The 17,086-nt window shown below is 62.6% G+C and carries 20 protein-coding genes; 4 read left to right on the plus strand and 16 right to left on the minus strand.

The features are described 5' to 3' along the window. Window positions 1–3 precede the first annotated feature (3 nt). The 5 genes from AC0L39_RS11080 to AC0L39_RS11100 all read right to left on the minus strand — a co-directional run bounded on the left by AC0L39_RS11080 (window position 4) and on the right by AC0L39_RS11100 (window position 3,040). Entirely contained in the window at window positions 4–525 is a 522-nt protein-coding gene (locus tag AC0L39_RS11080; protein WP_473257872.1) for a GNAT family N-acetyltransferase, read from the minus strand. Further along, window positions 518–1,309 carry a LysR family transcriptional regulator gene (locus AC0L39_RS11085; protein WP_473257873.1) on the minus strand — a complete coding sequence of 264 codons (792 nt, stop codon included), beginning with the start codon at window positions 1,307–1,309 and terminating at the stop codon, window positions 518–520. Before AC0L39_RS11085 ends, AC0L39_RS11080 begins: the two co-directional genes overlap by 8 nt. Window positions 1,310–1,372: 63 nt before the next feature. Next, a complete protein-coding gene (gene apaG / locus AC0L39_RS11090) occupies window positions 1,373–1,780 on the minus strand; it encodes a Co2+/Mg2+ efflux protein ApaG (protein ID WP_473257874.1) in 408 nt (135 codons plus the stop codon). A gap of 104 nt (window positions 1,781–1,884) precedes the next feature. Further along, entirely contained in the window at window positions 1,885–2,493 is a 609-nt protein-coding gene (locus AC0L39_RS11095) for a hypothetical protein (protein WP_473257876.1), read from the minus strand. A 19-nt stretch (window positions 2,494–2,512) separates the two neighbouring features. Then, window positions 2,513–3,040 carry a hypothetical protein gene (locus AC0L39_RS11100; protein WP_473257877.1) on the minus strand — a complete coding sequence of 176 codons (528 nt, stop codon included), beginning with the start codon at window positions 3,038–3,040 and terminating at the stop codon, window positions 2,513–2,515. Window positions 3,041–3,148: 108 nt separating this feature from the next. Between AC0L39_RS11100 and AC0L39_RS11105 the strand changes: the two genes are divergently transcribed. Next, the gene (locus AC0L39_RS11105) at window positions 3,149–3,634 is read left to right on the plus strand and encodes a LysR family transcriptional regulator (protein WP_473257879.1); all 486 of its coding nucleotides are present in this window, start codon (window positions 3,149–3,151) and stop codon (window positions 3,632–3,634) included. Continuing rightward, window positions 3,565–3,981, plus strand: a complete 417-nt coding sequence (locus AC0L39_RS11110) for a hypothetical protein (RefSeq protein WP_473257880.1) — start codon at window positions 3,565–3,567, stop codon at window positions 3,979–3,981. The genes AC0L39_RS11105 and AC0L39_RS11110 overlap by 70 nt, the downstream gene beginning before the upstream one ends. Before the next feature lie 23 nt (window positions 3,982–4,004). Here the strand turns inward: AC0L39_RS11110 and AC0L39_RS11115 are convergent, their stop codons facing one another. From AC0L39_RS11115 to AC0L39_RS11135, 5 genes are all read right to left on the minus strand, one after another. Further along, the gene (locus tag AC0L39_RS11115) at window positions 4,005–4,634 is read right to left on the minus strand and encodes a DsbA family protein (RefSeq protein ID WP_473257882.1); all 630 of its coding nucleotides are present in this window, start codon (window positions 4,632–4,634) and stop codon (window positions 4,005–4,007) included. 125 nt (window positions 4,635–4,759) lie between these two features. Next, window positions 4,760–6,274: a SulP family inorganic anion transporter gene (locus tag AC0L39_RS11120; protein WP_473257884.1), complete on the minus strand. Its 1,515-nt coding sequence runs from the start codon at window positions 6,272–6,274 to the stop codon at window positions 4,760–4,762. A gap of 465 nt (window positions 6,275–6,739) precedes the next feature. Next, window positions 6,740–7,021: a hypothetical protein gene (locus tag AC0L39_RS11125; RefSeq protein WP_473257886.1), complete on the minus strand. Its 282-nt coding sequence runs from the start codon at window positions 7,019–7,021 to the stop codon at window positions 6,740–6,742. An 88-nt stretch (window positions 7,022–7,109) separates the two neighbouring features. After that, window positions 7,110–8,327: a trans-sulfuration enzyme family protein gene (locus AC0L39_RS11130; RefSeq protein ID WP_473257887.1), complete on the minus strand. Its 1,218-nt coding sequence runs from the start codon at window positions 8,325–8,327 to the stop codon at window positions 7,110–7,112. Between the two features lie 19 nt (window positions 8,328–8,346). Next, a complete protein-coding gene (locus AC0L39_RS11135; RefSeq protein ID WP_473257889.1) occupies window positions 8,347–8,886 on the minus strand; it encodes a TetR/AcrR family transcriptional regulator in 540 nt (179 codons plus the stop codon). Window positions 8,887–8,963: 77 nt separating this feature from the next. On the opposite strand from AC0L39_RS11135, the gene AC0L39_RS11140 reads away from it, so the two are divergent. Then, window positions 8,964–9,371 carry a hypothetical protein gene (locus tag AC0L39_RS11140; protein WP_473257890.1) on the plus strand — a complete coding sequence of 136 codons (408 nt, stop codon included), beginning with the start codon at window positions 8,964–8,966 and terminating at the stop codon, window positions 9,369–9,371. 45 nt (window positions 9,372–9,416) lie between these two features. Continuing rightward, the gene (locus AC0L39_RS11145; RefSeq protein WP_473257891.1) at window positions 9,417–10,751 is read left to right on the plus strand and encodes a phospholipid carrier-dependent glycosyltransferase; all 1,335 of its coding nucleotides are present in this window, start codon (window positions 9,417–9,419) and stop codon (window positions 10,749–10,751) included. A 356-nt stretch (window positions 10,752–11,107) separates the two neighbouring features. On the opposite strand, the gene AC0L39_RS11150 is transcribed toward AC0L39_RS11145, so the two are convergent. The 6 genes from AC0L39_RS11150 to AC0L39_RS11175 form a co-directional block, all read right to left on the minus strand. Next, window positions 11,108–12,199, minus strand: coding sequence for a glycosyltransferase family 2 protein (locus tag AC0L39_RS11150; protein WP_473257893.1), 1,092 nt, complete (start codon window positions 12,197–12,199; stop codon window positions 11,108–11,110). A gap of 15 nt (window positions 12,200–12,214) precedes the next feature. Further along, a complete protein-coding gene (leuB, locus tag AC0L39_RS11155; protein ID WP_473257894.1) occupies window positions 12,215–13,273 on the minus strand; it encodes a 3-isopropylmalate dehydrogenase in 1,059 nt (352 codons plus the stop codon). A gap of 7 nt (window positions 13,274–13,280) precedes the next feature. Beyond that, window positions 13,281–13,883, minus strand: coding sequence for a DNA repair protein RecO (gene recO, locus AC0L39_RS11160; protein WP_473257895.1), 603 nt, complete (start codon window positions 13,881–13,883; stop codon window positions 13,281–13,283). A gap of 21 nt (window positions 13,884–13,904) precedes the next feature. Then, entirely contained in the window at window positions 13,905–15,896 is a 1,992-nt protein-coding gene (locus AC0L39_RS11165) for a S9 family peptidase (RefSeq protein ID WP_473257897.1), read from the minus strand. Window positions 15,897–15,985: 89 nt separating this feature from the next. Further along, the gene (locus tag AC0L39_RS11170) at window positions 15,986–16,237 is read right to left on the minus strand and encodes an accessory factor UbiK family protein (RefSeq protein ID WP_473257899.1); all 252 of its coding nucleotides are present in this window, start codon (window positions 16,235–16,237) and stop codon (window positions 15,986–15,988) included. A 44-nt stretch (window positions 16,238–16,281) separates the two neighbouring features. Then, entirely contained in the window at window positions 16,282–16,830 is a 549-nt protein-coding gene (locus AC0L39_RS11175) for a TspO/MBR family protein (protein WP_473257900.1), read from the minus strand. Between the last annotated feature and the right edge of the window lie 256 nt (window positions 16,831–17,086).

Here is a 17,086-nt window from a genome sequence, read left to right on the forward strand (position 1 = left end):
CTCTCAGCCCTCATATTCGCGGGCGAGCAAGCCGTAGCGATACACATCGCACAGGCCGATATGGGTGGTCTCGTGCTCGCGGAAATGCGCCTCGCGCGTGAAGCCGAGCGCATCGAGCAGGCGGATCGAGGGGGTGTTGCGGGTGTCGACCTCGGCGATGAGCTTGCGCGTGCGGTTTGCGAACAGGTGCGAGACGAGAGCGGAGGTGCATTCGCGCGCGACGCCTTTGCCCTGCCACTCACTGCAGACGATGTAGCCAATCTCCTCGACGCGCGGTTCGTGCGCCGGGTAGGCAACGAACCGTCCAGCCACGGCTCCGCTCGCATTCTGGGCGATCCAGGTGCGGTCGGGCCAGTCGGGATCGGAAAGCCAGCCCCACAGCTCCGCCTCGCTGCCGAACTCGGGGCGGGTGAGATAGGTGCATTGCTCGGCGTCGGAGAGGGTGGGCAACAGTGCGGCGGCGTCCTCCCGGCGCATCGGGCGCAAAGTGAACCGCTCGGAATGGAGGGTTTCGACCTCAACCATCGGTGAGGAACGCGACGAGCGCTTTCACCTTCTTCGATCGCCATTGCGGGGTCGGTGCGACGAGCCAGTATGCGCGGCGGCTTTCCTCCGGATCGCCCTGCGCGATCAGCGCGCCGCTATCGAGCGCGCCGGCGACCAGCGGCCCGGGCAGCACGGTGCGACCCATTCCGGCGAGCGCGGAAGAGAGCGCCTGCCCCGCGCTTCCGGCCCTGATGCACGGCTTGACCCCATCGGGCAGCGAAGCGCCGGGCCAGTCGATCCACGCATCGCGGTGCTCAGGTGCGGCGACGGTGACACGCTCGGCAGGGGCCAGCTGCGCGCCTTGGAGCTCTCCCGGTCCGTCCACCAGACGGATCGCGAGGTCGAGGTTCGCCTCGGTAAAGTCGGCATTCTCATCGGCGACGAAGCTGTACAGAACTCCGGGCGTATCGGCCTGGAACACGGCAAGGCGCGGGGCGAGCCACTCGGCGTAAAAGTCGCGCGGGGCGGCAATTGTATAGCGATCCGAAGACTGCCCGGCCTGCATCGCCTGCACGCTTTCCTCGAACCGCAGGAACCCTTCGCGCAGCGCATCGAGCCCCGCCCCGCCTTCCGGGGTCAGTTCCAGCCCCTTGCTCGTGCGGCGGAACAGCACCACGCCGAGATGGTCCTCAAGCGCGCGGATCTGCTGACCGACCGCCGCGGGGGTCACCGCCAGCTCATCGGCGGCGCGAGTAAAGGACAGGTGGCGCGCTGCAGCGTCGTAAACGCGCAGGGCGTTGAGGGGGAGATGGGTGCGTTTCATGCCCCTGCCGCTTTAACGCGGCGCGCGGCTATCGCAAGTCACGGGGCATCGGAAGCGACCGGATCAGCGGTCGCCCTCGGCCGTCTCCGGAGCGTTGAGCGGGAAGAACGGGATGCGCACTTCGACAGGCGAACCGTCGCCGCGCAGGAAAGTGTAGAACCCTTCCATCGAGCCATGCGGCGTCGTGAGCGGACAGCCGGAGACGTAATCGTGGCTTTCGCCCGGCTGTAGCATCGGCTGTTCGCCGACCACGCCTTCGCCATCGACATGGTTTACCATGCCGCGCGCATCGGTGATGCGCCAATGGCGGGTGCGCAATTGAAGCGGTTCGTGCGAGCCGTTCTCGATACGGATATGATAAACCCAGAACCACTTGCCAGCCTCCGGATGGGATTGCTCAGGCAGGAAGTTGACAGCGACCCGGACGGTGATCCCATCGGTGACGGCAGCGTGTTGGAACAGCTCTTTCATAGCTCACTCAAGGTAACGATTCTCATCGAGGTCACAAGAGCAGCAACGCGGTTAATCCCCGCTGTATCCCGCAAATAGCGGTAAACGGCCCATGGGAGAGCCGCTCAATCGGAAGAATTGGGAGCGTCGTCGCCCAATCCGAGCACTTCGCGGGCCGACCGAACCGAAGCTTCTTCTGCGGTCTCGCAGCCCTGCCCCTTGAGATAGCCCTTCAAGTAGCTACGCCGCGCGACCCCGGCGTAAATTGCCGCTTCCCACCGCGCCTCCTGTGCCTTTGCCCCGGAAATCTGACGGACCATCCCGCGAAACGGGATCAGCCCGCCCAAGACGTTGCCGCCAGTCTTGAGGCCCCTATTGAGCAAACCGTCCTTGTCAGGTTCCTGATCCGCATCCGGTCCCAGCACTTCGTCCAGCTCCGCAATTGCGCCGCGCAGCATCGCACAATCGGCAAGACTGACGGTGTCATATGGCTGGTCCTGTGCCAGGACCAGAATTGCGGGAATATCCTTGCTTCGCAGGTTCAGATCGCTGAGCGGCTGGGTCACCGCATCGATAACATCCTCGCCCACGCTGTCATTTTTTTCGCCGTTTTGTGCCTGTGCGGGCGCGCACAGTATCGCCAGTGCGAGCGTGAGTGCGATCGTGGCACCTGATACGGTCTTGAGTGCGGCCCACAGAGCGGGCCACGCCGATTCGGATTGCTCCACCTTCAATGCGCTGCCTCCCACCCGATCAGCTGGCGGCTTGCAACAGGCTCGCGCGCTCCGCTGCCGTTTTCATCTCGCGGCCCTTGTCGACCTTGGCCTGGGCCTTGTCGAAGGACTTCTGCGCGTCGGCCTGGCGCTTTTGCGCCTTACCCAGATCCGTCTTACCCTCGCCGCGGCGCTCATCGTATTTCGCCCAATCGGAAGCAGCGTCATTGACCTGGCGCGCCCATTTGTGGGCCTCATCAGCATTACTGAAATAGGGGCGAGCCGTCAGGCTTTCGAACGACGCGCGGGCGTTTTCCGCCTGTGCTTGCGAATTGTCCCGAAGGTTCTGTGCGTTCACGACTTCGGCGCTATGCTTCACCAGCTCGCGCTTGGCCTTGGCGATTTCCTGCAAACCTTCCGCTTCAAGCTTGTTCCCCTTGCTCCAGTCCTTCTGGTATTTCGCGGAAACCGTGATTTCAGGGACAGCTTGCCGGTCCTGCGCTCCGGCAAAAGCGGGCGCAGCCAGTACGCTGAGGGCAAGGCCGGTAGCGAGGTAAAATGTCTTCACGTGTTCTCTCCAGTCAAATGTGAAAGCAGCGACTAGACGACGTATTCACTTTAATAAAACGCGATTGTCAGAAGCTTCAATCCGTATTATCCGAATTGAATGGATATCGTGACGTTTCAGACATTCCTGGCCGCCGCCGCCACGGGAAGCTTCGCTGGGGCCGCGCAGCGCGTTAACGCGAGCCCTTCAAGCGTGACCGAGCGTATCAAGCAGCTGGAGCACCGGCTCGGCGCAGCCTTGTTCGTGCGCGACAAGCGCGGATGCCAGCTGACACCGGCGGGAGAGAGATTTGCCAGTTCGGCGCGGCGAGCCGTGCGGGCGTGGGAGACTGCCCGCCATGAGGTGCGGCTGCCCGAACGCTATCAGCGCTCGCTTTCCTTTGGCGGACAATACCTCTTGTGGGATCGGCTCCTGCTTGGCTGGCTGGCCGCCGTTCGTGCCGAGATGCCTGACCTTGCGCTGCGCGTGACGGTACCGGGGCGTGGGCGCGGCTTAATCGCGAACTGGCCGAAGGTGAACTCGATATGGTGGTTGTCCATGATCCCGTGTTTCACCGCGACATCAGTGCGAAAAAGCTGTTCGATGACCGCCTGATCCTCGTGACCGCTGGCGATCCCGCCAATTGGGAGGAAGATTTTGTCCCGATCGAATGGGGGCGCTCCATCGGGCTTGAGATCGCGTCCATTCTGGGTGTGAGGCCTAACGCGGGACTGGCGCTGGATCTCGGCCAGCGATCAGCAGATTGGCTGATTCAAAATCGGATGGCGGGATACATGCCCGCGCATCTGGTTATGCCTATGGTGAAAGAAGGGACGCTGTATACGGTCGAGGAAACGCCCAGCTTCGAATTCCCGGCCTATGTCTGCTGGCGTGAGGGAATGGACCCTGCATTGGCGCTGGAAATCGTGGCTACGCTAAAGCAAGCGAACCTTCCGGAGTGAAAAGCGAGCGGCGAACGGGGTGACTATCCTTTCGCCAGTTCTTCTTCGATCTGGTCCAGCCTTTCCTTGCCGAAGAACATCTCGAAACTGTCCTCGTCTGCGCCGCTGGTCCCCACGAACATGGTCGGAATACCGAACGCCCCGCGCTCCACCGCACGGTCGGTGTTGGCGGCGAGGCCTTGCTTCACCTCGTCGGTTTGCGCGCGTGCAAACAGGTCCTGAGCGTCGAAGCCGCCAGCCGCAATGACCGCGCCCAAAGCTTCGGGATCGGAGATGTCGACGCCCTCCTCCCAGATTGCAGGCAGCAGGCTCTCGGCAAATTGCACGCCGCGCCCGTCCTGATCGGCGGCGTAGAGCATCCGCTGGAGCAGGATCGAATTGAACGGGAATTGCGGATGCAGCTTGTACTTGCCGAGATTGTGCCTCGCGATGAAGCGCTGCATTTCGAGCATAGAATACTCGACCTTGCCCTTCACGTCCTTGTCACGGATCATTGGCGGCGCATTGCCCGTGATCCGGTGCATTCCGGCGAGGAACACCGGCACGACATCGAGCTCGGCCCCGGTGCGCCTGATGAGATCGCGCAGCGGCCACCAGACGAGATAGGCGTTGGGACTGACGAAATCGAAAACCAGCTCCACGCGGTTGGCCATGTTTGCTCTCCCAAAATCATGAGTTGGCTCGCATGACCCATCCTGCTTGGCAAGCCCAAACGCAGCGACGCGCCTGAAAGGCGTATGAGCGAGGACATGGCACCCCGGATGGGGTGCTCAACCGATCAATGCGGCGCCAGGCCAAGCTCCAGGCCGGTGCGATCCTCCAGCGCGAAGCGGTCGAACAGGTCCGCGCTTGCTGCGTTCAGTCCGACGACACGGGTGTGGCGGTCGTTGCGGCGCATCCTCTCGACGACCTTTTCAAGCGCGCCGATAGCGGAGATGTCCCAGAAATGCGCCTTGCTGACGTCGATCACCACGTGATGTGCGGCGTCCTCATACTGGTTTTCCGGACCAAGCATCTGCATGAATTTGTCACCGCTGGCGAAGAAGATTTCGCCGGTAACGGAATAGACCGCGCTGTGCGGGCGGCGCACACGCTCGACGGTGAACATGTTGCGCACCTTGCCGGCGAAGAAGATACCCGACAGCAGCACGCCCACCAGCACACCGAGCGCAAGGTCGTGCGTCCACACGACCACAACAACGGTTGCGATCATCACCGCCGAGCTGGTCGGGGGATGGCGGCGAAGGTTGGGGATCGAATTCCAGCTGAACGTCCCGATGCTGACCATGATCATGACCGCGACCAGCGCCGGCATCGGAACCTGTCCGACATACGAGCCGAGCACGGTGAGCAGGAACAGCAGGAATGCGCCAGCGGTGAAGGTCGAAAGCCGCCCTCGGCCTCCGCTGGCTACGTTGATCACCGACTGCCCGATCATCGCGCAGCCGCCCATGCCGCCAAAGAATGCCGCCGCAATATTCGCGATGCCCTGCCCGGCGCTTTCGCGCTGCTTGTTGCTGTCGGTGTGCGTCATGTCGTCGACGATCTGTGCGGTGAGCAGGCTTTCAAGCAGACCCACAGCCGCCATCGTCAGCGAGTAGGGCGCGATGATCTGAAGCGTCTCCCACGTAAGGGGGACGTCGGGAATGGCAAAGAACGGCAGGCCATCGGGCAGCTCGCCCTCGCCCGCGACATTGTTGACCGGCAGGCCCCAGAACACCGCCGCCGCGGTCAGCAGCACGATTGCAACCAGCGGGCTCGGCACGGCCTTTGTCACGCGCGGCAGCAGGTAGATGATGCCAAGGCCGATTGCGACCATCGCATAGGTGTAAAGGTTCACCCCGTCTTGCGAGGGATCGAGCTGCGGGATCTGCGCCAGGAAAATCAGGATCGCAAGCGCGTTGACGAACCCGGTGATGACGCTGCGGCTGACGAATTGCATCAGCAGGTCGAGCCTGAGCAGCGCTGCAATCCCTTGGAAAATACCCATCAGGATGGTGGCGGCGAACAGGTATTCGACACCGTGATCGCGCACCAGCGGGATAACGACGACTGCCACCGCTGCGGTTGCAGCCGAGATCATGCCCGGACGCCCGCCCGTCAGTGCGATCACCATCGCGATCACGACCGAGGCGTACAGGCCGACGCTCGGATCGACCCCCGCGATCAGCGCAAATCCGATCGCTTCGGGTATCAGCGCGAGCGCAACGACGATCCCTGCAAGGATGTCCGCTTTGGGTTGGCCAAGCCAGTCACGCCGCAGCGTGGCCGCAAAAGAGCGGTCTGCATTCATATTCAGGTTCCAGATATGGCCCGCCAGCGGGCGTGCAGGGCAAAGCCTGCATGGGAGAGTTGGCCCCGCCCTAGAGATCTATGCTGCATTGCACAAGTCGCAGGGGCGCTGCGAGCATCAAACATGGTTAAAACCGCATTACCCGCACTTGCTCGGGTCTCGTTAGGAGTGAGATGCGATACCCTGTCGTGACTGCGGCGGCCAAAACCCAATGGTCCTGCAATTCAATGGGGGTGGCCCCCTACTGATCGTCGTTCCAAACGACCCCCAAGAGAATACGCACGAAGCGGGGTCGGTGTGCATGAAGCCGGGATTGCCCTCAACAGGGTGACCCGGCTTTTTTGTTTGTGGCGTTTAGCCGCAGCTAGGCCAACAAGAAAGTGAGGTTGCGGCGATCTCATGCGATATGACCGGTTTCGAGGTCAGAAAGAGCCGATCGCGCATCTACAATTGGGTGGGGAGCGGTCATCGATGGGGACCAAACCTGAGAGCTATTTCTTTCTGCGCAGCTGGATGCATTCGAGCAACTAAGTCCGCATCGTAGCCGCCAAGTCTCGACCACATTGCAGCAATCGATTCACCTAGAGATTCAGCTACCTTCTGGTCTTCGCTGGCATTGCTCGCCGCATCGATGAGGAGAGGGAGAACTTCATCAAATGCTTCTAAGTCCATTGCCGCGTCATCGCGCTCATGCGCTGGAAGGGAATGGTCCAAAAGGACTGAAATCAGACCTTGCGGCTGCTTCACGCGTCTAGACATTTTTTCAGACTACAAGATCGCACGGTCGTCCGCTATCGGCTCGGAAGCGGACCGGTACCGCTCGCAGTAAGATTTGCTAAATCCCCGCCGCGTTTAGCGCGCGGTCCATGTCCTCGGTCAGATCGGCGATATCCTCCAGCCCGACATTGATGCGCAGCAACCCTTCGCTCACGCCCATTTCCGCGCGTGTCTCTTCGCCCATATTGGCGTGCGTCGTGCTTGCCGGGTGGCACATCAGGCTCTTGGAATCGCCGATATTGTTGGATATGTCGATCAGCTCCATTGCATCGAGGATCGCAAACGCCCGCTCGCGCGTGCCGACATCGAAGGCGAAGATCGGGCCGGTTGCGTCCATCTGGGCGACTGCCAATTCATGGCGCGCATGGCTCGGCAGGCCCGGGTGGCGCATGTGGCCGCTTGCCTTGAGGATGCGAGGCTCAAGAAACTCGCCAAGCGCAACCGCACTGCGGCTTTGATGGTGCGCCCGCAATGACAGCGTTTCCAGCCCCTTGTGCACAACCCACGCATTGAACGGCGAGATGTTGGGGCCGGTGTTGCGCTGAAAGGGGAGCAATACCTCGTCGATCCATTCCGCGCTGCCGCAAATGGCTCCGGCGAGCACCCTGCCCTGACCGTCCATCAGCTTGGTCGCGCTATAGGCCACCACATCCGCGCCGAATTCCATCGGGCGCTGCAAGGCGGGCGAGGCAAAAGCGTTGTCCACCACGGTGGTAATCCCATGCGCCTTGGCCAGGTCGCAGACAAATTGCAGGTCAACCACGTCGAGCGTCGGATTGGCCGGGGTTTCGAAGAAGAACACCTTGGTGTTCGGCTGGATCGCCTGCTCCCATTGCGCGTTGTCGGCGCTGTCGATGATACTCGTCTCGATCCCGAAACGCGGCAGCAGATGATCGACCAGCCAGCGGCACGATCCGAACGCGGCCCGCGCGGCAACGCAGTGATCTCCGGTGGAAAGCTGGCTAAGCAAGGATGCGGTCATCGCCGCCATGCCGCTTGCCTGAGCGCGGCACGCCTCTGCCCCCTCAAGCAGTGCGATCCGTTCTTCCAGCATCGCAACGGTCGGATTCTGCAGGCGCGAATAGGTCATGCCTTGCGCATCGCCCGCGAACCGGTCGGCCACGGTTTGCGCGTCGTCATAGGTGTAGCCCGAGGTGAGGAACATCGCCTCGCTCGTCTCGCCATGCTCGCTGCGCCACGTGCCGCCGCGCACGGCCTGCGTGGCAGGGCGCCAGTTGCGCGTCGCGGCGCGGTCCATTCCGGTCGTTTTCTTCATGATCGCACGATTAGGGCGGTTAGAGGCCGCTCGCAACAAGACCTTCGCTGGCTGTGCGTTCATGGCCAACCACGCTCAGCATCAAAGTGCCCTCTAGCAGCGTCATCAGGTACCGCGCCCCGCCCGCCGGGTCGGGATCGTCTGCCGGCATCAGCGTCTCCAGCCAGGCGAGCTGCTTGGTCATCATCTTATCCGCCGCCTCGCGGTAACCGGGCACGCCGCGCGCCGCGCCTGCGACGATTTCCCACCACAGCACCATGAAAGGCTGCATTCCGGGCTGGCGCCCCTGTTCAAGGATACGCTCGAAACACTCCTTGCGCGTCGAAGGCAGGTCGCCCCCCAGCGCCATTTCGAGGGCGTTGGAATAGACCCCGGCAATATATTCGAGCAGGTCGGTGACAAGCTGCTGCTTGTTGCCGAAGTGGTAGATGAGCATCCGGTCGCTCGTATGTGCAGCCTTTGCGAGGGGGCGCAGGCTCGCTCCGCCCAGTCCGTGTTCGAGCACGTGGGCGGCCAGCTTGGGCAGCAGCGTTTCGCGGGATAGGGACGGGCTTGTCATTTTTCTCTTGTAGCGAGTGCTACGCTGGGTTACCAGTGCGTGTAGCAACCGCTACACTCAAGCTCGGAGACCGATCCATGGACATGCTGCAAACCCTCTTCGTCATTATCATATTATTCGGCGCGGCGGCCCTGATCTATATTCTCGTTGCCAAGCCAACAACCGGCAATGCGACCATCGCGGCCATGCTCTCTGGAGGTTTCGGCGCCTACACCGCCGTGCAGATATGGCAGGAAGGCGTGGTCATGTTCTGGACCAATCACACCGTCAACATGACCGGTATCCAGGTCTGGTGGGATCTGGTGATGTGCGTGATGATCGCGCTGTTCTTCATCGCGCCGCGAGCGCGCGCGGCTGGGATGAACGTGCCGCTTTGGGCGCTATTCGTAGGTTCTACCGCCAGCATCGGCCTGCTCGCCATGTGCGCGCGGCTGTTCTGGCTGGAGCGCGGAGAAGCAGCAGCGGCAAAACCCTCGCCCGCGTAAACGCTCTTGCCGCCCGCACGGCGCTTTCCTAAGCGCTGGCGGGATATGTCCGAGGCCCCAGCCACTCCTGCACCCGCAATCCATCATGAACCGGCCTTGCCGCCGGAGCATCCGCGCGATCCATGGCTGTGGTGCCTCGCAATCCCGCTGGTCTTCGGCGCGTTTGCGGCGATTCGGCTGACACTCCCCAGCGCGCCCTATTTCGATGAGGTGCATTACCTCCCGGCGGCGCGCGAATTGCTCAGCGGGGGCGAGTATCTCAACCGCGAGCATCCCTTGCTCGGCAAGGAGCTGATCGCGCTGGGCATTGCGATACTGGGCGACAACCCGCTGGGCTGGCGGATTATGCCGCTGATCGCTGGGGTTCTTGCACTCGGGTGCGCCATGCGGGCGATCTGGCGCGCGAGCCATGACCGTTTCGCGAGCATCGCCTTCGGAGTGTTGCTGGCGACCGGCTTTCACCTGTTCGTGCATGCCCGCATCGCCATGCTCGACATCTTCATGGCCGCATTCATCGCGCTGGCCGCATGGCAATTCGCAGCAGCCATCCGCGAACCCGAGCGCGGACGCATCCGGCTCGCGCTCACCGGCATCGCGGTCGGCTGCGCGATGGCATCGAAATGGAACGCCGTGCCGCTCGCAATGGTCCCCGGAGTGACATTCTTCGCCGCACGTCTTTCCGCCGGGCGCAGGCGGCTGTTCACCAGCAGGCGCGGCATCCCCGTGCCGGGCATCTCGCTGGCCGAGGCGTTCGTGTGGCTCGGCGTGCTGCCGCTGATCGTCTACGCGGCGACCTTCGCGCCGGGCTATTGGCTTGCCGAGCCGCTGCGTCCGTCGCCGCTGGCCGAGAGCGGTCTGTTCGCATTTCACCAGGAGATCCTCGACCTGCAACGCCAGGTGCTCGCCCCGCATTCCTATCAGAGCACGTGGCCGCAATGGGTGCTGAACACGCGCGGAATCTGGTATCTCTACGAGTTCACCGACAACGCGCAGCGCGGCGTGTTGCTGATCGGCAATCCGCTTACGATGCTGCTGGGCCTGTTTGCTCTGGCGTGGTGCCTCATCACCGGGCTTCACCGCACCAATTGGGCGAAGCTGGCGATGGTGGCGGGTTACGGCGCCAGCCTCGGCTTGTGGTTGATCGCGCCGAAGCCCGTGCAGTTCTATTACCACTATTTCATCCCGAGCTGTTTTCTTTTGGGCGCGCTCGCGCTGAGCCTGTCCGACATCTATCGCAGCGAAAGATATCGCTGGGTGAGCTACGCAGTGCTGGCCGGATCGGTGCTGGTGTTTTCGGTGTTTTTCAAGATCCTGACCGCCGGCGAACTCGAAGGCCCGATGAGCTTTGCCAAGTGGACCTGGATTGCGGGGTGGAGGTGATGAGGGGCTTTGTGGCACTGCTTTTATTATCGACCACTCCGGACAATGACAGGTTCAACTGTCCTGAGCCGGAAGGAGCGCTGACGGTTGATAAGGATACACTCTTTCGCGCCTACCCTTCCCATGTCGACCGCATTTTTTCGGCACCTTTGGTCGTGGATTATCGGTGCGAGGTAGACAGCAACGGCGCGTTTTCTAAGTGCGCCTTTGCTGCCCGACAGAACTTATCAGACCGTCAAAGGCGGATTCTGGGCCGCATGATGCCACGAGTTATGCTTGCGATTTCAACAGACGTGCCAAACCAAGCCTGTGTCGCGAGCAAAATTCGCTTCGATTTTGGAAAGGGCCCGGATGACCTAGAATCTGCCCCAGACGAAGCGGCTCGATAGCGCGTAATTCCAGACCGACCCGATCAGGATACCGGCCAGCGCGGCGAGCGCCCAGAACAGGCCCTGGCTTTCCAGCAAGGTCGCGACCGCGACGTTGGCAAAGCCGCCCACCGCGCACGTCGCGCAGAACCCGGCCCAGCCGCGCAGCAGCGCGCCCCACCCCTTCAGCCGCTTGTCGCGGTAGGTCAGCCAGTTGTTGAGCCAGAAATTGAAGCTCATCGCGACAAGCACGGCCAGCGTCTGCGCTTTCCAGAACGTCACCGTCATGCCGGGAAACAGCGCTGTCAGCACCGCGTAGTGGACGATCACACCAAGCCCGCCGACCGTGCCGAACAGCGCAAAGCGGGTCGGGATCACGCGGCCCAGCGTCTTGTCGTAGAGCCCGGCCAGAAAATCGAACAGGATCGCCCGGTCGAGCTTGCTTTCCCCTTCGCGGCGCGCGGCAAAATTGAGCGGAAATTCCTTGACCCGCATCGGCCCATCAGAGGTTGCCAGCAGGTCGAGCAAGATCTTGAACCCGATCCCCGACAGGCGCGGTGCGAGCGCCCTTGCCTGCGATGTTCGCAGCATGAAATATCCGCTCATCGGATCGCTCAGTTTGACGCCGGTGATCATGCGCGCGACGCGGTTGGCCAGGCCGGAAAGCCGTTCGCGTTCGGGCGCGGCCCAGTCCCTGGTGCTCGCCCCTTCGGCAAACCGGCTGGCGACGCAGATTTCCGCTTCTTCCGCTTTTAGGGCATCGAGCATTTGCGGGAGCAGCGCCGGATCGTGCTGGTGGTCGGCGTCCATCACCGCGACATACGGAGCGGCTGTCGCGCAAAAGCCCTCGATTGCAGCGCTCGACAATCCGCGCCGCCCGATCCGCTGGATGACCCGCACGCGGCGGTCTGTGCGCGCGAGTTCGCGCCCTTCGTCGGCTGTTCCGTCCTTGCTGTCATCATCGACGATCAGGACTTCCCAGCCGTCCGATCCCAGCGCCTTTGCGATCCGCTCGACCAGCGGCCCGAGATTGCCGCGCTCGTTCAGCGTCGGCAGGATGATCGCAAGCTCAAGCGGCATGATTGCTCGCCAGAATCAAAGGCGCTCGCGCACCGCTGCGCCGATTTCCTCGCAGCCATGTGTCCCGCCCAGATCGCCGCCGCGAATACCGTCTGCCAGCGCCGTTTCGACAGCGGCTTCGATGCGCGCTGCCTCTGCCTCGCGCCCGAAGGAATGGCGCAGCATCATGGCGACCGAGAGGATCGTCGCCATCGGATTGGCCTTGCCCTGCCCGGCAATATCGGGCGCGCTGCCGTGAATCGGTTCATAAAGTCCGAAGGTGCCATGACCGGTCTGGCGATCTCCCATCGAGGCGCTTGGCAACAGTCCGATCGAACCGACCGCAGCGCTGGCGAGGTCGGACAGGATATCGCCGAACAGATTGCCGGTGAGGATCACGCCGAACTGCGCCGGATTGCTGATGATCTGCATCGCGGCGTTGTCGACATACATGTGGCTGAGCGCGATATCCGGGTGCGCGCCTGCCGCCTCGATCACCGTGTCGCGCCAGACCTGGCTGGTTTCGAGCACGTTGGCCTTGTCCACGCTGCACAGGCGGCCATCGCCCGTTTTCGCGGCGCGCAGCGCAACATCGGCAATGCGGCGGACCTCGCTCTGGGAATAGGACATCATGTCCCACCCTTCTCGCTCACCGCTGTCATTCTGGCGGATGCCTTTATCGCCGAAATAGACATCTCCGGTGAGCTCGCGCACGATCAGGACGTCGAGATCGCGCGCAATCTCGGGCTTGAGCGGCGAGAGATGCTCCAACCCCTCGAACACCTTGGCGGGCCGAAGATTGGCGAACAGTCTCAATTCCTTGCGCAGGCCAAGCACCGCCTGTTCGGGCCGGAGCGCACGTTCGAGCCCGTCGCAGGACGGATCGCCAACCGCACCGAACAGCACGGCATCGGCTTCGCGCGCCATCGTCAGCGTCTCTTGGGGAAGCGGGTGGCCGTGGCGCTTGTACGCGATGCCGCCCACGTCGCCTTCGAACAGGGTCAGGCCCGGCAGGTCCAGCGCCTCGAGCACCTTGACCGCCTCGCGCGTGACCTCCGGTCCGATCCCGTCTCCGGGCAATATCGCAATTTTCATGCGCATCTCACTCCACCATCCGCACCAGCCGCTCACCGAGTGCCACGCGAGCGGCCATAACATCGCTTTTGGTGTCGGCAAGCAGGTAGCGCGCTATCGGCCTGTGAAGCGCGCGAAACGCTTCGATTTGCGGCGCGAGATCGGCGCCCATGTCGGGTTTCGCCCCGCCATAGCCAAGCTCGCGCAGCAGCATCGCTTCATACGTCACCATCGCGCCCAGCCAGCCGCGCGCCGAGGGGGCCTGGCAGACCGCCGTCAGCAGCCCATCGAGCGCCTGATAGAGCGAGGGATAGGGATTGCGCTCGGGCAAGGTGCTAGCGGTGAGCGCGCAGGCCCAGGTGATTGCGGCGGCGGGCAGCGGCTCGGTCATCCACGGTCCGCGGCTTTCCTCCAGCTCCAGCCGGGCGAACGGCAACTGGCTGTCGGACCTGGCGCGCAATTCAGCCTCGACCCGGTTGCCGGGGATCATCACCGGGCGCAATTGCCGTCCGCGCCCGCCCGCGACATAGCCCGCAACAAGCCCGTATTGCTCGGTCAGAAGCCGCGCGATCGCAGCCGTTTCGCCGTGCGGCCGCGATGCGACCAGGATGGCCGGCGCTCTAAGATGCACGCCTGAATGCTTTGGCCAGGATCATTCGCCGTCCGTCAGGCCAAGCTGCTGTTCGATGAATTCGGCCTGCTTGCGGTAATAGAACAGCTGGTTGGAAAGCTTGCGCCAACCGTGCCCCTCGTCCGGGATGCGGATAAAGGGCGCCTCCACCCCGTTCGCGCGCAGCGTCTTCACCATGACCTCGGTTTCGTAGATGTCGATGCGCGGGTCCATCACGCCGTGCGAATAAAGCACCGGCACGCGGATCTGGTCGGCTTTGCGGATCGGCGAGTTGACCGTGTAATATTCGCGCCAGCGGTCTTCAGTGATGTCGCCATATTCGATCCGGTCGGATGCCTTGAGCGAAGGGGACGCAATCTCGAGCGCAGTCACCCAATCGGCCACTCCGTAGAGCGAGATACCGGCAGCAAACTCGCCCGGATATTCGGCCAGCACCGCATTCACGGCATAGCCGCCATACGATCCGCCCACCACAGCAGCGCGTTCGCCGTCGATCAGGCCATCAGCCGCCAGGGCATTCTTGAGATCGACGAGATCGCGTACCGAATCGAGCCGTTTCTCCCGGTCGTCCAGCGCCGAATAGGTGCGGCCCAGCCCGGTGCTGCCGCGCACGTTAGGTTCGAATACGGCAACCCCGCGCGCAGCGTGATATTGCGCCACCGCATCGAAGCTCGCCTGAGATTGCCCTGACGGTCCGCCATGCACCGAGAACAGCACCGGCGGCGCGGCGGCGCCTGTTTCGGCACCTTCCGGCAGATACAGCAGCCCCTGCAATTCGACCCCATCGCGGGCCGTATACCGCACCACTTGCGGACGGATAAGCCGATCCGCGTCCAGCCCGGCGAGGTTCGAGGCAAACACTCTCACCGCCGTGCCTTCGACCGGATTGGTCATCCACAGATCGCCGGGTGTTTTCCAGCCATTGACGCGGATCAGAAGCTGGCCATCGCCCTCGCAATCGAGCGTGTAGGTGCCCTCGGGCATCTCCGGCATCTCAATCGCCTGTTCCTCGATGACGTGCCAGCCATGCAGGCTGTCGAACCCATCGTCATTCTCGGTCCAGTAGAGATATTGGTCATTGGCGCCGCACAGCTCGATATTCTCGACATCGGCCTCCGGTTCGAAGGCGGTGAAGAAATCGCCGGTCTCTATATCGATCCGGGTCAGCGAGCCGAACTCGCGATCCTTGTTGGTCGAGAGATACACTGCGCTGGAATCCGATGTCCATTCGAAACCGCCAAGCGTGTGGCTGGCGCGGTCCTCGACGGTCGGTTTCGAGAGCGTCGTCATCTCCTTGGTGACGAGATCAAGCAGGTAGAGGTTGTCCGCGTCCTCGCCGACGGTTTCGGTCACGATCGCATATTTACCGTCCGGCGAGATCGAACGGGCGAGCAGCCCCAGTTCGCTTTCGACAATCAACTCGCTCTCGCCGTCCAGCGTGCCGCGATAGATGTCGAACACGCCCGTCCCGCGCGCGGTGGAGGCATAGACATAGCTGCCATCGCTCGCGAAATCGCCGAACACGCGGAAATCGCCCGCGGCTGCGGCAAGCACTTCGGCCTCGCTCATACCGTCCGGCGTCAGCGCGAAATAACCGGGCTGTTCGTTGCCGTCCCGGTCCGCCGAATAGAACAGGCGCGATCCATCGGGTGTCCAGATCGGAGCGCGCACGCCGGTCTTGAAAGTTATCTGCCGTGGCTGGCCTCCGGCGGCGGGCATCACCCACAGCTCGCTCTGGCCGGTGACGTCCCAGGCGAAAGCGATGGTTTCGCCATCGGGTGAGAGGTTTGCCGCACTCGGCCCCGATGCGAGGAGATAGCGTGCTATGTCCGCAGGATATTCACCCGCGCGGTAGATGGTGATGTCATCACCCTCCGGCTCCATCGCCTCGATCGACAGATCCGCGCCTTTCTCCCCGCCGAATTTCTGTTCGTTTGCCTGCGCGGCCAGCGATGCGGGCAAGGCTGCGATCGCCCCGATGGCGACGGCGGAAAGAAATCTGGTGCGGATCATGGATACCTCAAGGCTTGGCGGGAAAGTTCACCGCCAGCCTAAAGGATGCAGATGTTTGTGCAATCCTGCGTCAGGCAGGCGCGCGCGATTTACTTGCCGGAAAGTTTCGCTTCGAGCTCGGCAACTTTCGCCTCAAGGGCGTCGGCCTGCTGCCGGGCCTTTTGCGCCATTGCCTTGACCGTGTCGAATTCCTCGCGGCTAACGAAGTCCATGCCTCCCATGGCTTCGCGCAGGCGTTCGCGCGCACCCTCTCGGGCCTCGCGCGTCATGCCGGCCATGGTGCCGGCGGCACTATTTGCGAGTTTGACGAAGTCGGCGATGATCGGGTTTTCGCTTTGCATGGCCGCTATTTGGTGAAGCGGGTGCGGTTTGTCCAGACCGTTATCTAAAGCGTGATTTCGACCGCAGCCCCGCCATCGGTGTCGCTGCCGCCATCGGGATTTGCGGCAATGAACTGGTAATTGAGCGCGGTCGCGAAACAGGCCCACGCCAGATACGGCACCAGCAGCACGGCGGCGAGGCGGCGCACCCTCCAGAAAAGCGCGATCACGACGACCAGGCTCGCCGCGGCATAGCCCAGCACGTAAAGCGCGGTGTTCATGTCCTGCATTCCGAAGAACACTGGCGTCCATGCAAGCGTGCCCACGAAATGCAGCGCGAACGCGATCAGTGCGATGCCCCGGCCCCGCGCACCCCAGGCGCTCGCGATCAAGGCAAGCGAAAGGCCGATCATCACCCACAGCACTGTCCAGACAATGCCGAACAGCGCGGGAGGCGGGTAAATCTCGGGTTTCGTCAGTCCCTGATACCACTGGGTCGATGGGCTGCCCATTTGCCCGGAGAGAAATCCGAGCAGCACGATCAGCGGAACGAGGAACAGCGCCCACCGCAGGAAGCTTGCGCGCAATTGCGATTTCGAAGCCAGAATGTTCATACACCCTCCTGTTGGACGCGGGCTTTTCAGCCTGCGCTCGTGCCGCCCCGCAATCGCTCGTCGCGATTCTGCGTATCCTGTATGCAAGTGCGCGATACACGCTGGCACCCATAGAGCCAATTTACCCACACCTTGAGCCGTCCACAGGCACAGAAATGGCGCAAATCCGCGATTTCAGAGCCAGCGGATGAAAGGCGTGTGTGTTTCGCAGGTCTTATGATAGCTTCGCCACATTCTTGCCGCGATTCGGGCCGCA

It is taken from the genome of Erythrobacter sp. K21-9, from assembly GCF_055808355.1.

Coding starts and splice junctions, on each gene's coding strand:
- AC0L39_RS11110 (WP_473257880.1), top strand. CDS start 3,565: ATGGTGGTTGTCCATGATCCCGTGTTTCACCGCGACATCAGTGCGAAA.
- leuB (WP_473257894.1), bottom strand. CDS start 13,273: ATGAAAATTGCGATATTGCCCGGAGACGGGATCGGACCGGAGGTCACG.
- AC0L39_RS11080 (WP_473257872.1), bottom strand. CDS start 525: ATGGTTGAGGTCGAAACCCTCCATTCCGAGCGGTTCACTTTGCGCCCG.
- AC0L39_RS11170 (WP_473257899.1), bottom strand. CDS start 16,237: ATGCAAAGCGAAAACCCGATCATCGCCGACTTCGTCAAACTCGCAAAT.
- apaG (WP_473257874.1), bottom strand. CDS start 1,780: ATGAAAGAGCTGTTCCAACACGCTGCCGTCACCGATGGGATCACCGTC.
- AC0L39_RS11085 (WP_473257873.1), bottom strand. CDS start 1,309: ATGAAACGCACCCATCTCCCCCTCAACGCCCTGCGCGTTTACGACGCT.
- AC0L39_RS11130 (WP_473257887.1), bottom strand. CDS start 8,327: ATGAAGAAAACGACCGGAATGGACCGCGCCGCGACGCGCAACTGGCGC.
- AC0L39_RS11140 (WP_473257890.1), top strand. CDS start 8,964: ATGGACATGCTGCAAACCCTCTTCGTCATTATCATATTATTCGGCGCG.
- AC0L39_RS11175 (WP_473257900.1), bottom strand. CDS start 16,830: ATGAACATTCTGGCTTCGAAATCGCAATTGCGCGCAAGCTTCCTGCGG.
- AC0L39_RS11150 (WP_473257893.1), bottom strand. CDS start 12,199: ATGCCGCTTGAGCTTGCGATCATCCTGCCGACGCTGAACGAGCGCGGC.
- AC0L39_RS11115 (WP_473257882.1), bottom strand. CDS start 4,634: ATGGCCAACCGCGTGGAGCTGGTTTTCGATTTCGTCAGTCCCAACGCC.
- AC0L39_RS11135 (WP_473257889.1), bottom strand. CDS start 8,886: ATGACAAGCCCGTCCCTATCCCGCGAAACGCTGCTGCCCAAGCTGGCC.
- AC0L39_RS11165 (WP_473257897.1), bottom strand. CDS start 15,896: ATGATCCGCACCAGATTTCTTTCCGCCGTCGCCATCGGGGCGATCGCA.
- AC0L39_RS11145 (WP_473257891.1), top strand. CDS start 9,417: ATGTCCGAGGCCCCAGCCACTCCTGCACCCGCAATCCATCATGAACCG.
- AC0L39_RS11120 (WP_473257884.1), bottom strand. CDS start 6,274: ATGAATGCAGACCGCTCTTTTGCGGCCACGCTGCGGCGTGACTGGCTT.